The organism is Caulobacter sp. ErkDOM-E (genome assembly GCF_048541895.1).
In the GTDB taxonomy this organism is placed as follows: Bacteria; Pseudomonadota; Alphaproteobacteria; order Caulobacterales; family Caulobacteraceae; genus Caulobacter.
Genome location: NZ_CP183331.1, coordinates 519,717 through 531,900, shown reverse-complemented (window position 1 = coordinate 531,900; position 12,184 = coordinate 519,717). Strand labels below are relative to the sequence as shown.

The 12,184-nt window shown below is 69.4% G+C and carries 16 protein-coding genes; 10 read left to right on the top strand and 6 right to left on the bottom strand.

Annotated features, from left to right (window positions below; all coding sequences use genetic code 11):
* Window positions 1-4: 4 nt before the first annotated feature.
* Window positions 5-1,069, bottom strand: coding sequence for a heat-inducible transcriptional repressor HrcA (gene hrcA / locus ACN2C7_RS02610; RefSeq protein ID WP_419319669.1), 1,065 nt, complete (start codon window positions 1,067-1,069; stop codon window positions 5-7).
* Window positions 1,070-1,181: 112 nt separating this feature from the next.
* Here hrcA and rph point away from each other — a divergent pair, with 112 nt between their 5' ends.
* The 3 genes from rph to ACN2C7_RS02595 all read left to right on the top strand — a co-directional run bounded on the left by rph (window position 1,182) and on the right by ACN2C7_RS02595 (window position 3,453).
* Entirely contained in the window at window positions 1,182-1,898 is a 717-nt protein-coding gene (gene rph / locus ACN2C7_RS02605; protein WP_419319667.1) for a ribonuclease PH, read from the top strand.
* A 91-nt stretch (window positions 1,899-1,989) separates the two neighbouring features.
* Window positions 1,990-2,979 carry a S1C family serine protease gene (locus tag ACN2C7_RS02600; protein ID WP_419319665.1) on the top strand — a complete coding sequence of 330 codons (990 nt, stop codon included), beginning with the start codon at window positions 1,990-1,992 and terminating at the stop codon, window positions 2,977-2,979.
* Window positions 2,980-3,072: 93 nt separating this feature from the next.
* Complete coding sequence (locus ACN2C7_RS02595; RefSeq protein ID WP_419319664.1) at window positions 3,073-3,453, top strand: PilZ domain-containing protein; 381 nt, start codon at window positions 3,073-3,075, stop codon at window positions 3,451-3,453.
* Between the two features lie 57 nt (window positions 3,454-3,510).
* On the opposite strand, the gene ACN2C7_RS02590 is transcribed toward ACN2C7_RS02595, so the two are convergent.
* The gene (locus ACN2C7_RS02590) at window positions 3,511-4,260 is read right to left on the bottom strand and encodes an N-formylglutamate amidohydrolase (RefSeq protein ID WP_419319663.1); all 750 of its coding nucleotides are present in this window, start codon (window positions 4,258-4,260) and stop codon (window positions 3,511-3,513) included.
* 74 nt (window positions 4,261-4,334) lie between these two features.
* Here ACN2C7_RS02590 and ACN2C7_RS02585 point away from each other — a divergent pair, with 74 nt between their 5' ends.
* A complete protein-coding gene (locus ACN2C7_RS02585) occupies window positions 4,335-5,261 on the top strand; it encodes a transglutaminase family protein (protein WP_419319662.1) in 927 nt (308 codons plus the stop codon).
* A gap of 94 nt (window positions 5,262-5,355) precedes the next feature.
* Window positions 5,356-6,234, top strand: a complete 879-nt coding sequence (locus ACN2C7_RS02580) for a transglutaminase-like domain-containing protein (RefSeq protein WP_419319660.1) — start codon at window positions 5,356-5,358, stop codon at window positions 6,232-6,234.
* Between the two features lie 181 nt (window positions 6,235-6,415).
* Here ACN2C7_RS02580 and ACN2C7_RS02575 read toward each other — a convergent pair whose 3' ends face one another.
* From ACN2C7_RS02575 to ACN2C7_RS02560, 4 genes are all read right to left on the bottom strand, one after another.
* The gene (locus ACN2C7_RS02575; RefSeq protein ID WP_419319659.1) at window positions 6,416-6,640 is read right to left on the bottom strand and encodes a helix-turn-helix domain-containing protein; all 225 of its coding nucleotides are present in this window, start codon (window positions 6,638-6,640) and stop codon (window positions 6,416-6,418) included.
* Between the two features lie 19 nt (window positions 6,641-6,659).
* Window positions 6,660-7,193, bottom strand: coding sequence for a DUF2975 domain-containing protein (locus tag ACN2C7_RS02570; protein WP_419319658.1), 534 nt, complete (start codon window positions 7,191-7,193; stop codon window positions 6,660-6,662).
* A gap of 71 nt (window positions 7,194-7,264) precedes the next feature.
* Complete coding sequence (locus tag ACN2C7_RS02565; protein ID WP_419321526.1) at window positions 7,265-7,381, bottom strand: hypothetical protein; 117 nt, start codon at window positions 7,379-7,381, stop codon at window positions 7,265-7,267.
* Between the two features lie 141 nt (window positions 7,382-7,522).
* The gene (locus ACN2C7_RS02560; protein WP_419319657.1) at window positions 7,523-8,116 is read right to left on the bottom strand and encodes a glutathione S-transferase family protein; all 594 of its coding nucleotides are present in this window, start codon (window positions 8,114-8,116) and stop codon (window positions 7,523-7,525) included.
* Between the two features lie 25 nt (window positions 8,117-8,141).
* Here ACN2C7_RS02560 and rdgB point away from each other — a divergent pair, with 25 nt between their 5' ends.
* From rdgB to ACN2C7_RS02535, 5 genes are all read left to right on the top strand, one after another.
* A complete protein-coding gene (gene rdgB / locus ACN2C7_RS02555; protein WP_419319655.1) occupies window positions 8,142-8,744 on the top strand; it encodes an RdgB/HAM1 family non-canonical purine NTP pyrophosphatase in 603 nt (200 codons plus the stop codon).
* 150 nt (window positions 8,745-8,894) lie between these two features.
* A complete protein-coding gene (gene hemW, locus ACN2C7_RS02550; protein WP_419319653.1) occupies window positions 8,895-10,043 on the top strand; it encodes a radical SAM family heme chaperone HemW in 1,149 nt (382 codons plus the stop codon).
* Window positions 10,044-10,096: 53 nt separating this feature from the next.
* Window positions 10,097-10,981 (top strand): 16S rRNA (cytidine(1402)-2'-O)-methyltransferase, encoded by an 885-nt coding sequence (gene rsmI / locus ACN2C7_RS02545; RefSeq protein WP_419253128.1) that lies wholly within the window; start codon window positions 10,097-10,099, stop codon window positions 10,979-10,981.
* Complete coding sequence (locus ACN2C7_RS02540) at window positions 10,978-11,355, top strand: YraN family protein (RefSeq protein WP_419319651.1); 378 nt, start codon at window positions 10,978-10,980, stop codon at window positions 11,353-11,355. The genes rsmI and ACN2C7_RS02540 overlap by 4 nt, the downstream gene beginning before the upstream one ends.
* On the top strand, window positions 11,352-12,167 hold the full coding sequence (locus tag ACN2C7_RS02535) for a SirB1 family protein (RefSeq protein WP_419319649.1): 816 nt from the start codon (window positions 11,352-11,354) through the stop codon (window positions 12,165-12,167). Before ACN2C7_RS02540 ends, ACN2C7_RS02535 begins: the two co-directional genes overlap by 4 nt.
* The last annotated feature ends 17 nt before the right edge of the window (window positions 12,168-12,184 follow it).

Sequence of the window (12,184 nt, the reverse complement as noted above, 5' to 3'; positions counted from 1 at the left end):
GTCCTTATCCATCCATCATCCGGCCGAGCACGCGGGCGGTATAGTCCACCAGCGGGATCACCCGGGCATAGTTGAGGCGCGTAGGCCCGATCACCCCGATCGCGCCCAGCAGCTTGCGTTGGCCCGTCATATAGGGCGCCGCGATCACGGAGGAACCCGAAAGCGAAAAGAGTCGCGTTTCGGCCCCGATGAAAATGCGCACGCCCTGGGCTTCGCGGACGTCGTCGAGCAGGCCGATCAGCTGGCCCTTCTGCTCCAGATCGTCAAACAGCATGCGCACGCGCTCCAGATCCTCGCGCGCGCCGGGCTCGCCCAGCAGGTTGGCCTGGCCGCGCACGATCAGGGCCCGGGCGTCGCCTTCGCCGCCGCCCCAGGCCGCCAGACCGTCCTCGACCAGCCGCGCCGCCGTCTCGTCCAGCTGCCGGCGGGCGGTCTCCAGCTCGGCCCGGACCTCGTCCATGGCTTCGCTGAGCGTGCGGCCGCGCAGGCGGCTGTTGAGGAAGTTGGAGGCTTCCTGGAAGGCTGACGGCGTCATGCCAGCCGCGCGCTTCATCAGCCGGTTCTCGACCGTGCCGTCCTCGAAGACCATCACCGCCAGGGCCTGATCGCCGCCCAGGGCCACGAACTCGACGTGCTTGACGCCGCCCTCGCGGACGGGCGTCACCACGATGCTGGCCCCGCCGGCCAGGCCCGACAGGATCGAGCCGGCTTCTGCCAGGGCTTCCTCGAACGAGCGCCCGCGCGAGAACAGACGCGCCTCGATGGCCTGGCGCTCCTCCTGGCCAACATCGCCGACCTCCAGAAAGCCGTCGACGAACATCCGCAGGCCCGCGTGGGTGGGGATGCGCCCGGCGCTGGTGTGGGGGGCGTCCAGCAGGCCCAGCTGCGCCAGGTCCTGCATGGTGTTGCGGATCGAGGCCGGCGACAGCTGCAGGCCGCCGCGCGAAATCGTGCGCGAACCCACCGGCTCGCCGGTCTCCAGATACGACTCGACCACGCGCTTGAAGATGTCGCGAGCCCGGGCGTCCAACTCGGTCAGGCCAGGCGTGCGACCAAACAATTGCGTCATGGCGGGAAGCCGAAGACCTCGCTAAGCGACAAATACGTCGGGCGCTCTTTCAAGTTCCCGTCACAGATAGGATAAGCGGCCCCTTCTAGCATTCAAAGCCCCGGAGTTAGCCATGCGTCCTTCGAAACGCGCCCCCGACCAATTGCGCGCCGTCTCGCTGGAGACCGGGGTCAACCGTTATGCCGAGGGCTCGTGCCTGATCGGCTTTGGCCACACCAAGGTGCTGGTCACCGCCAGTGTCGAGGAAAGCATCCCCGGCTGGATGCGCGGCAAGGGTCAGGGCTGGGTCACGGCTGAATACGGCATGCTGCCCCGCGCCACCCACACCCGCGGCCGCCGCGAGGCCGCCGCCGGCAAGCAGACCGGCCGCACGCAAGAGATCCAGCGCCTGATCGGCCGCAGCCTGCGGGCCGTGGTCGACCTGAAGGCCCTGGGCGAGCGCCAGATCACCCTGGACTGCGACGTCGTCCAGGCCGATGGCGGCACCCGCACCGCCGCCATCACCGGCGCCTGGGTCGCCCTGCGCCTGGCCACGCAATATCTGCTGGATGAAGGCGTTCTGAAGAACGACCCGATCACCGGCCAGGTCGCCGCCGTCTCGTGCGGCGTGTTCGCCGACACCCCGGTGCTGGACCTCGACTATGAGGAAGACTCCAACGCCGAGGCCGACAGCAATTTCGTGCTGACCGAAGGCGGCGACATCGTCGAGATCCAGGCCACCGGCGAAAAGCGCGGCTTCACCCGCGGCGAGTTCGAGGCCCTGTACGGCCTGGCCGAAAAGGGCATCGGCGAGCTGTTCGCGTTCCAGAAGGCGGCCATCGGGAAATAGGCGCCCGGGCCCGGAAACGGGTCCGCGACGCCTCGCCCTCTTGCCCGAGGCGTCGACGCGCCCCAGATTCGATCTCCGAAAGGAGATCGACGTGCCCGCACCCTTCCCGCCTCCCTTCAGGGGCCATGAAGTCGAAGCCCGGCTGCGGCCGTCGGCCGAGGCCTATCCGTTCGACCTGGACACCGTGCTGGACTCCGTCGTCGCCCTTGAGGCGCGCGTGCCCGCCGACGCCTATACGGCGACGATCCTGGGGACCGAGCGCATCGGCAACGGCGTGGTGATCAGTCCCACCGGGCTGGTCCTGACCATGGCCTATCTGATCACCGAGGCGCGGGAGGTGATCCTGACGCTGAATGACGGCCGCCGGGTCTCGGCCCATGTGCTGGGCATCGACGCCCGCAGCGGGCTGGGCCTGGTCCAGGCCCTGCAGCCGCTGGACCTGCCGCCGATCCGTATCGGCTCGTCGAAAGACCTGACGGCCGGCGCAGCGGTCATCGCCGCCGGGGCCGGGGGGCGCGACCACGCGGCGGCGGCCCAGATCGTCACCCGCATGCCGTTCGCCGGTTACTGGGAATATCGGCTGGACGACGCCATCATGGCCGCGCCCGCCCATCCGCACTGGAGCGGCGCAGCCCTGATCGGCCCCAAGGGCGACCTGGTGGGCCTGGGATCGCTGAGCCTGGAGACCCGCGGCCGCGACGGCTCGTCAAATCCGATCACCCTGTTCGTGCCCGCCGAACTGCTGCCGCCGATCCTCGACGATCTGGCGCGCGGCAAGTCGCCCCATCCGCCGCGCCCCTGGCTGGGCGTCTTCGCCCAGGAGATCGAAGACCATGTCGTGGTGGTCGGCATCTCGCCCAAGGGCCCCGCCGCCCGCGCCGAGCTGCGGCCCGGCGACATCATCCTGGCCGTCGACGGCCAGGGGGTTTCCGACCTGACCGAATTCTACACCGCCCTGTGGAACCAGGGTCCGGCCGGGGCGACCATCCCCCTGCGCGTGCTGCGCGAGGGCGACAGTTTCGAGGTCGAGATCCGCTCGATGGACCGCACCACCCTGCTGAAAAAGCCGCGCTACAACTGAAATCTGCCCGCGCGGCAGGCGCGGCGAAGCGTCTCACCCAACCTTCAGCACAAGCATCTGCTCGTTAACCTAGTCGTGGCATAAGCTCATCCCATGCGAGCAACCGCCCGACAAACCACCACCGCCGCCGACCAGCGCGCCCATGCGCGCCGGCCGACCTCGCGGAAGGTCTATCTGATCAGCGGCCGCGACACGCTGCGCTGCGCCCTGATCGACGTGGCCGAGGGCGGGGCGCGGATCCGGCTGCTGGGCGCCATCCTTCCGGACGGCGATCTCTATCTGGTCGACACCCGCGTGCGACGCATCCACCTGGCCCGGTCGGTGTGGCAGTCAGAGCGCGAGGCGGGCCTTCAGTTCGTCGAGAGTGACATCCTGGACCGTGCCGGCGGCGGCGTCGAAGGCGCGGCCGAGGCGGCCCTGCTGTTTGCTAGGCGTCGCGCCCGCCAGGCGGCGGCTCTGGAAGCCGAGCTCTAGAGCAAAGATCGCCATGATTGCATCATGTCGTTTGCTCTAGATTTTTGTTTTGACGCGTTATTTCGGCGGCGAACCGGTATCCACTTCGCCGAATAACGCTCTAGCCTCCAGCGCCTCGACCAGTCGCGGCGCCAGCCATTCGGCCATCTCCGCCTGTCCCTCGGCGTCGGCCAGCAGGTCCTGACGAACCTCCAGTTCCAGATAGTCCAGACCGCGCGCATCGGCGTGCAGCGGGATGGTGTTGTCCGTTTCGTCCATCGCATAGGGCGCGTTGTCGCCGACCGCCTCGCCCAGATCCTGCCGCAGCCGGGCCAGCACCGCCGACGAGAACGGCGAGTCGTGACGGTGCAGCACGCCCAGGCGCCAGGGCCGATCCTGGCCCTGCATCGACGGCGTGAAGCTGTGAAGGGCGATCAGGACGGTCTGGCGTCCGGCCCGCGCCTCGAGAGCGGCGGCGATCGCCTCCTGGTAGGGGTCGTAGATCTCGGCCATCCGGGCCGCGACGGCCAGCGGCGAAAGGTCCCGATTGCCGGGGATCGGCTCGCCGTCGCTGACCGCCGGCATCGCGCCGTCGGCCCCGGGGCGGCGATTGCAGTCGACGACCAGCCGCGAATAGACCTGCGCGACAAAGGTCGCCTCCAGCAGGGCCGAGAGCCGCGCTCCAAGGCCCGCAATGCCGATATCCCAGGCGATATGGCGGTCCAGGGCGGCGTCGCTGACCCCCAGCCGGTTCAGGCGCCTGGGGATTTCCCGCCCCGCATGGTCCCCCAGAAGCAGAAAGGCCGACGGGGCGCCCGCATTGAGCACAATGACCGGGTCCGGATCACCTGCGACAAGAAGGTGGGTCGACCCCAGGTCCGAATCCCGGCCAGTAATGTGCAATGCCTGTGCTTTCGGTCCGCCATCTGACGCGCTACCGGTATCGCAATCCCGTGGCGTTTGGCGACCATCGCATGATGCTGCGCCCGCGCGAAGGTTGCGATCAGCGACTGCTGTCGTCGACCCTGCTGATCGCGCCGACCCCCATCCAGCTGCGGTACGTCCAGGATGTGCTGGGCAACTGGATCGGCGTCGCCCGCTTTCAAGGCCGCGCCAGCGAGCTGAGCTTTGAGAGCCAGTTCACCCTCGACCACACGCCCCTGCCCGCCTTTGGCGACGTGCCTGGCCATGTCGATGTCTATGAAGCCGGCCGGCCCTTTGCCTATTCCACCGACGACCTGCCGGATCTGGTCCAGTCGATCGCGCCCCAGCATGAGGACCCCGACGGCGTCCTGGCCCGCTGGGCCCTGCGGTTCGTCAAGCCGTCGGGGGCCACCTGCCTGCAGCACCTGCTGGCCGAGATGACCCAGGCGATCTATGCCGACTTTCGATACGGCAAGCGCTTCGAACGCGGCGTGCAGACGCCGTTGACCACCCTGGAGAGCGGGGGCGGCACGTGCCGTGACTTCGCGGTGCTGATGATCGAGGCCGTCCGCAGCCTGGGCCTGGCCGCCCAGTTCGTGTCCGGCTACATCCACAGCCCCTCGCGCAAGCAGGTCGCCGTCGAGCGCACCGGAGGCGGCCACACCCACGCGTGGCTGCGGGTCTATCTGCCGTCATGCGGCTGGGTGGAGTTCGACCCGACCAACGGCATCGTCGGCAATACCGATCTGATCCGCGTCGCCGTGGTGCGCGATGCGCGCCTGGCGCCGCCCGTTCACGGAACCTGGGCGGGCTTTCCCACCGACTATCTGGGCATGGATGTCGAGGTCGATGTGACCAGCATCGAGGACCATCTGGCTCCCTCGCTCGTCACGGCTTTCGGCTGACGCATCCTTCGGCCGCTCTGCGCGTTGCCGTCAAAACCCTTCTCGATTTCCGGCCTCGCCCGCTCGGCGCCCGGCTCCGCGTGAGACGACCCCGATGCTGATCCGCTATGGCTACGAGATCACGGTCTACTGCCAGCGGCCGACGGCGATGGTGACCCTGCTGGGCCTGCGCGACGGACGCGAGGCCGATGTGCGGATGGCGGAATCGTTCTTCACGACGCCGGCCATCGAGACCTCGACCTATCGCGACATGTTCGACAATCCCTGCCGGCGCTTCGTGGCCCCGGCCGGCGTCCTGACCCTGTGGAGCGACAGCGTCATCGAGGACAGCGGCGCCGTCGATCCCCGGGCCCCAGACGCCCGGTTGCACCCCGTCGCCGACCTGCCCGACGACTGCCTGGGCTATCTGATGGGCAGCCGCTATTGCGAGACCGACCACCTCAGCCAGATCGCCTGGGACCGCTTTGGCCACATCCAGCCAGGCTGGGCGCGGGTCCAGGCCGTCTGCGACTTCGTGCACGGCCACATCACCTTCGACTACAAGACCGCCTGCTCCACCCGCACCGCCCATGAGGTCTATGAGGGCCGCATCGGCGTGTGCCGCGACTACGCCCACCTGGCCGTGGCCCTGTGCCGCTGCCTGAACATCCCGACCCGCTATGTGAACGGCTTTCTGGGCGACATCGGCGTGCCGCGCGTCGATCCGATGGATTTCAGCGCCTGGATGGAGGTCTATCTGGGCGGACGATGGTGGGCCTTCGACCCCCGCAACAACATCCCGCGCATCGGCCGCATTGTCGTGGCCCACGGACGAGACGCCGCCGACGTGGCGATGCTGACCTCGTTCGGGCCCCACCAGCTGAACGGCTTCCGGGTCTGGGCCTATGAAACCGAGGCCGACGCCCTGCCCGTGCCCGTGGTCGACACCACCGGCGAGGCGGGACGCGCCGTGCGGGCTCGCTCGCCGCTGTAGAGGAAGATGATGGGTCGTTGACCCGTCTTTGAATCCGCTCTCCCCGGCGAAGGCCGGGGCCCAGATTCAACCTGAGCATCTGGGGATGACGCGACTTGCGACTGTGCCAGCACAACTGCGTCTGGGGGTTCGATCTGGGCCCCGGCTTTCGCCGGGGAGAGCGGTATTTTGGGCCGCCGGCTCAGTCTTCGCTGTCGGGCGGGCCGGATTCAAAGGTCAGCAGGTCGCCGGGCTGGCAGTCCAGCTCGCGGCACAGGGCGTCCAGGGTCGAGAACCGCACCGCCCGCGCCTTGCCGGTCTTCAGGATCGACAGGTTGGCGATGGTGACGCCGACGCGGTCGGACAGTTCGGTCAGCGACATGCGGCGGTCAAGCAACACGCGATCGAGGTTCACGCGGACGGGCATGGGATGAAATCTCCGCGGATCAGATGGTGAGTTCGGCTTCGCGGCGAAGGCGGGCGCCCTCGCGGAAGACCTCGGCCAGGACAAAGACGACCATCACGGAAAACCAGGCGGTCAGGGTGAAGCTGTCGTCGATAACCTTGGTCTTGGGGGCCAGCCAGCGGGCCAGACCGGAAAAGACGTAGCGACCCACCTCAAGGCTGGCCAGGATCAGGCCAATGACGCGAAGGCGCAGGACATTGTCGGGATGAAAGGGGTCGCCGGCGGTCAGGGTGGCGAAGATCCGGCGCAACCGCTCGACGATCACCATCCAGCCGCCCAGCAGCAGGGCCCAGGCGGCCAGGGCGCCGGCGAACAGCGGCCCGTCGCGGCTGACGGCCTCGACCGCGTCGCTGATCGGCAGGATCTGGGCCAGCAGCTCCGGATTGAAGCTGAACAGCAGCGCCACCAGGGTGAACAGCGACAGCAGGCTGACGAAGATCCACAGGCCGACATAGATGACGTCGAGGATGATCTTCAGAAAGCTCGATACCGAGCCGGGCCCCAAGGCGCGCATTGGCTGTTTTCCCTCGCCCTCCCCAGGGCAGTCCTATGTCTGCCCCGCGTCGCGGCGGGCCTCCAAAGCCCCTAGAGCGTCTGCACCACGAAGGCGATCGCCGAGACCGGAACGCCCACGATCAGGGCGGCGGTGATCAGGGTCATCAGGACCTTGTCGGCGATGTCGAACAGTCGGGCGGCGGGCATTTTTGGGCGGATCCATGAGGTGGCCGGACGCCAGCCGGGCTCGGCGACGTCCACGCTCAACAGATAGGCCCCGATTTGGTCTGCAACAATGCTGAATATCGATAAACGATATTAAACTTTAGCAATGATGGTCGATGGGCATCAGGCCAGTTGCACGGAAGTCACAACCATCGACGGACGCCGGCTGGCGGCCTCGAACCAGACGGCCAGATTGGGTCGACCCTCGCGCCAGTCGATCACCTGGCGGGCGTCGAAATAGGCCAGCTGGGCCGCGACGGCGATCTGCGCGATCGTCCATAGATCGGGGGTGAAGCCCTCGGTCTCCAGCAAGTCCAGACCGGCGACGATGGCCTTCAGCTGGCGCTCGATCAGCTCGGGGCGCTGCTCATCGGCCGGCCGCATGCGCTCGCGGACCACGGCGATCGCGGCCGAGCCCATGCCGTCGGCCAGGGCCTGCAGGGTCAGGGCGCGCCGGCGCGGGGCGCCCCCGGCCGGGATCAGGCCGGCGCCGCCCTCGGCGTCGAGGTGGTCGCAGATCACCGAGGAATCGAACAGGATCTCGCCGTCGCCCAGGATCAGGGTCGGCACCTGGCTCAGCGGATTGATCGCGCGCAGGCTCTCGTCGGTGAACGGGGCGACGGTCTCCAGCGTGATCGCGTCGGTGAAGCCGTTTTCGTGGGCCACGATGCGAACCTTGCGCGCAAACGGCGACAAGGCGGAGTAAAGGAGCCGCATAGTGATTTCCCGCAAGGAGGCCGACATGGCGTTGAGACTGGAGCCTGGGCTTAAACTCGTAGTGGCCACGCACAATCCCGGCAAGGTGCCGGAGATCGCCGCCCTGCTGGATGGCCGCTTCGAACTCGTCGCCGCCGGGACCCTGGGCTTGCCCGAGCCCGAGGAAACCGAGGCCAGCTTCGTCGGCAACGCCCTGCTGAAGGCCCGTCACGCCGCCGACCTGACCGGGATGATCGCCATCGCCGACGACTCGGGTCTGTCGGTGACCGCTCTGGACGGCTCGCCGGGCATCTATTCGGCCCGCTGGGCCGGACCGGGCAAGGACTTCGCCCTGGCCATGGCCAAGGTCGAGGAGCGGCTGGACGAAAGCGGCTCGGACGATCGCAGCGCCTGGTTCACCTCGGCCCTGGCCGTGGCCTGGCCGCACGGTCCGTCGGTGGTGGTCCAGGGCGAGGTCCACGGAACCCTGGCCTTCCCGCCGCGCGGGACCCGGGGCTTCGGCTATGATCCGATCTTCGTGCCCGAGGGCCATGACCTGACCTTCGGCGAGATGGAACCGGCGGCGAAAGACGCCATGAGCCACCGCGCCCGGGCGTTCGAGAAGCTGAAGGCCGCGCTGTTTGAGTAAGCTTCACCTCGGGTGTCATCCCGGACAAGCGCGCAGCGCGCAGATCCGGGACCGACGCCAGAGCGCCGCGTTCCAGGTCGGTCCCGGATCTTCGCCCCGGCTGCGCCGGTGCTCGTCCGGGATGACAACCCTGGTGGAAAGCGAAACGGCATGACCGCTCTCCCGGCGCTCGGCGTCTACATCCACTGGCCCTACTGCGCGCGCATCTGCCCCTATTGCGACTTCAACGTCGTGCGCGACCGGGGGCGGACCGACGAGCAGGCCCAGCTGGCCGACGCCATTGTCGCCGACCTTGAAGCCCAGCGCGCCCTGACCGGGCCGCGCCGCCTGCTGTCGATCTTCTTCGGCGGCGGCACGCCCTCCCTGATGGATCCGGCCCAGGTGGCGCGGGTGATCGAGACGGCCCGGCGCCTGTGGTCGCCCGTCGACGATCTGGAAATCAGCCTGGAAGCCAACCCCACCGACGCCGAGGCCGGCCGCTTTCCCGCCCTGGCGGCGGCCGGCGTGGCGCGCCTGTCGCTGGGCGTCCAGTCGCTGCACGACGAGGCCCTGGCCCTGCTGGGCCGCAATCACGACGCCGGCGCGGCGCGGCGGGCCATTGCGATCGCCGCAGCAACCTTCCCACGCCTGTCGGTCGACCTGATCTATGCCCGCCCCGGCCAGACCGTCGAAGACTGGCGCGCCGAGCTGGAAGAGGTGCTGGCCATGGGCCCCGAGCACGTCTCGCCCTACCAACTGACCATCGAGACCGGCACCGCTTTTGACCGCGCGGTGGGACGCGGCGCGCTGGTGGTCCCCGATGAAGACCGGGCCCACGACCTGTTCGAGGCAACACAGCAGGTGCTGGAAGCCCATGGCTTCGACGCCTATGAGGTCTCCAACCACGCCCGGGGCGAGGCGGCGCGGTCGCGGCACAATCTGGTCTACTGGCGCGGCCACGACTATGTCGGCGTCGGACCCGGGGCCCATGGCCGCCTGAACCTCGAGGGCGGGAGAGTCGCCACCACCGCCCACCGCAGGATCGCCGACTACATCGCCGCCGTACGCGACACCGGGGTCGGCTTCGAGCGCGAGACCCTCTCGCCCACCGAGGCTGCCGAGGAGCGCCTGCTGCTGGGCCTGCGGATCGACGACGGCGTGGCCTTTGACGAGTTGGCGATCCTGGGCCTGTCGGCCGGCGCCGCCAAGGTGTGCCATCACGTCGAACTGGGCCTGCTGGTCGACGATCCCCATCGCCTGCGCGCCACCCGCGCCGGGCGTCTGGTGCTGGACCGGCTGACAGGCGCGCTCGCGACCTGATAGGACTGGGTCCCGAACCAGCATCGCGCCCCGGCGCGGAAGGATCCCCCCGCGTGAGCCGCCACCCCGACCCGCCCGCCCTGTCCGACGCGCCCCTGGCGCCGGGCCTCTATCTGGTGGCGACGCCGATCGGCAACCTGCGCGACATCACCCTGCGGGCGCTGGATGTGCTCAACGCCTGCGACGTGCTGCTGGCCGAGGACACCCGCGTCTCGGGCAAGCTGCTGGCCGCCTACCAGATCTCCAAGCGCCTGGAGCGCTACGACGAGCACGTCGCCGACCGGGTGACGCCGAAGATCCTGGAGCGTCTGGCGGCCGGCGAGCGCGTGGCCATGGTCTCGGACGCCGGCACGCCGATGATCTCCGATCCCGGCTTTCGCCTGGCCCGGGAAGCCATCGCCGCCGGCCATCAGGTGTTCCCGATCCCGGGCGCCTCGGCGGCCCTGGCGGCCCTGACCCTGGCCGGCCTGCCCACCGACCGCTTCCTGTTCGCCGGCTTCCCGCCGCCCAAGAGCGCGGCCCGCAAGACCTTCTTCGAGGAACTGGCCCCCGTGCGGGCCACGCTGATCTTCTATGAAGGGGCCTCGCGAGTGGCCGACAGCCTGGCCGACATGGCCGCCGTGTTCGGGCCGCGCGACGCCGCCGTGGCCCGCGAACTGACCAAGCTGTACGAGACCTGCATTCGCGGCCCGCTGGACGTGCTGGCCGCCGATCCGCGCTTTGAAAGCCCCAAGGGCGAGATTGTCATCCTGGTCGGTCCGGGTTCGGAAGCGCCGATCCAGGCCGGCGACGCCGAGAGCGCCCTGCGCGAGGCTATGGCCCGCCTGCCGCTGGGCGAGGCGGCTTCGGAAGTGGCCAAGGCCCTGGGCCTGCCGCGCCGCGATCTCTACCGCCAGGCCTTGGCCCTGAAGGACGCTGCTCAGGATCCCGAGGGATGACCGCCGCCCGTCAGGCGCGGGGCGCCAAGGCGCGCCTGAGCGGCCGACGCGCCGAGGTGCTGGCCGCCGCCTGGCTGATGCTGAAGGGCTATCGCATCCTGGGCTTTCGCCTGCCCACCCCGCTGGGCGAGATCGACCTTCTGGCCCAGCGCGGCGCCGTGCTGGCGGTGATCGAGGTCAAGCAACGCGCCAGCCTGGACGACGCCCTCGACGCCGTGACCTTCGACCAGCGCGCCCGCCTCAGACGCGCCGCCGCCCATATCGTCCAGCATCGCACCGCCCTGCGGAACACGACGCTGCGTCTGGACCTTATCGCCCTGGCGCCCGGCCGCTGGCCGCGTCACCTGCGCGACGCCTGGATGGAAGGGCAATGACCCGCGAAGAGGCCGAGGCGATCCTGACCCGGATCGGCACAGGCCCCGACCACGGCTTTCCGCTGTTCGAGGCCGCCCTGGCCTGCGCCGTACACGACGACCCCGACCGCGACACCGCCCCGGTGATCGCCCTGGCCCAGCAGGCCGGCGAACGCCTGACCGAACGCCTCAAGACCGAGTCGCCCGAAGAGGCCGTCGCCGAGGCCCTGTCCGGCGACCTGCGCCTGACCGGCGACCTGATCCGCTACGACCATCCCGACAATGCCGACGTGATCGCCATCGCCCAGCGCCGCAAGGGCCTGCCGGTGGCCCTGGGCGTCTTCTATCTGCACGCCGCGCGGCAGGCCGGCCTCGCCCTGCACGGCGTCGATTTCCCCGGCCACTTCCTGCTGCGCATCGAGACCGACGAGGGGCCGCTGGCCCTCGATCCATTCGGCGAGGGCCGGGTGGTGCTGCCCTCGGAGCTGTCGCGACGCGCCCTGCGCACCGGCCTGACGCCCGACGTGGCCGCCAGGCTGGAACTGCTGATGACCCCAGTCCCAGACCGCGCCGTGCTGATCCGTCTACAGAACAACATCTTCGCCCGCGCCCAGCAGGCCCGCGACTGGCCGCGCGCCGAACGCTCGGCCCTGCGCCGCGCCCTGCTCAATCCGGCCGACCACCGGCCCTGGCTGGACGTGGCCGCCGCCCGCGAAGGCCAGGGCGCCCTGGCGGGGGCTCTGCAAGCCCTGACCCGGGCCCAGATCCTCGACGGCGGCGCGGCCATCGCCGCCCGCGCGGCGCGCGAGCGGGTGCGGTTGCGGCTGAACTAGGCGGGGCCGCTCAGCCT

What these genes read in the sequence shown, in the direction of transcription:
- hrcA (WP_419319669.1), bottom strand. Translation starts at nt 1,069, where the DNA reads ATGACGCAATTGTTTGGTCGCACGCCTGGCCTGACCGAGTTGGACGCC.
- rph (WP_419319667.1), top strand. Translation starts at nt 1,182, where the DNA reads ATGCGTCCTTCGAAACGCGCCCCCGACCAATTGCGCGCCGTCTCGCTG.
- ACN2C7_RS02595 (WP_419319664.1), top strand. Translation starts at nt 3,073, where the DNA reads ATGCGAGCAACCGCCCGACAAACCACCACCGCCGCCGACCAGCGCGCC.
- ACN2C7_RS02585 (WP_419319662.1), top strand. Translation starts at nt 4,335, where the DNA reads ATGCCTGTGCTTTCGGTCCGCCATCTGACGCGCTACCGGTATCGCAAT.
- ACN2C7_RS02580 (WP_419319660.1), top strand. Translation starts at nt 5,356, where the DNA reads ATGCTGATCCGCTATGGCTACGAGATCACGGTCTACTGCCAGCGGCCG.
- ACN2C7_RS02575 (WP_419319659.1), bottom strand. Translation starts at nt 6,640, where the DNA reads ATGCCCGTCCGCGTGAACCTCGATCGCGTGTTGCTTGACCGCCGCATG.
- ACN2C7_RS02570 (WP_419319658.1), bottom strand. Translation starts at nt 7,193, where the DNA reads ATGCGCGCCTTGGGGCCCGGCTCGGTATCGAGCTTTCTGAAGATCATC.
- ACN2C7_RS02565 (WP_419321526.1), bottom strand. Translation starts at nt 7,381, where the DNA reads ATGCCCGCCGCCCGACTGTTCGACATCGCCGACAAGGTCCTGATGACC.
- ACN2C7_RS02560 (WP_419319657.1), bottom strand. Translation starts at nt 8,116, where the DNA reads ATGCGGCTCCTTTACTCCGCCTTGTCGCCGTTTGCGCGCAAGGTTCGC.
- rdgB (WP_419319655.1), top strand. Translation starts at nt 8,142, where the DNA reads ATGGCGTTGAGACTGGAGCCTGGGCTTAAACTCGTAGTGGCCACGCAC.
- hemW (WP_419319653.1), top strand. Translation starts at nt 8,895, where the DNA reads ATGACCGCTCTCCCGGCGCTCGGCGTCTACATCCACTGGCCCTACTGC.
- ACN2C7_RS02540 (WP_419319651.1), top strand. Translation starts at nt 10,978, where the DNA reads ATGACCGCCGCCCGTCAGGCGCGGGGCGCCAAGGCGCGCCTGAGCGGC.
- ACN2C7_RS02535 (WP_419319649.1), top strand. Translation starts at nt 11,352, where the DNA reads ATGACCCGCGAAGAGGCCGAGGCGATCCTGACCCGGATCGGCACAGGC.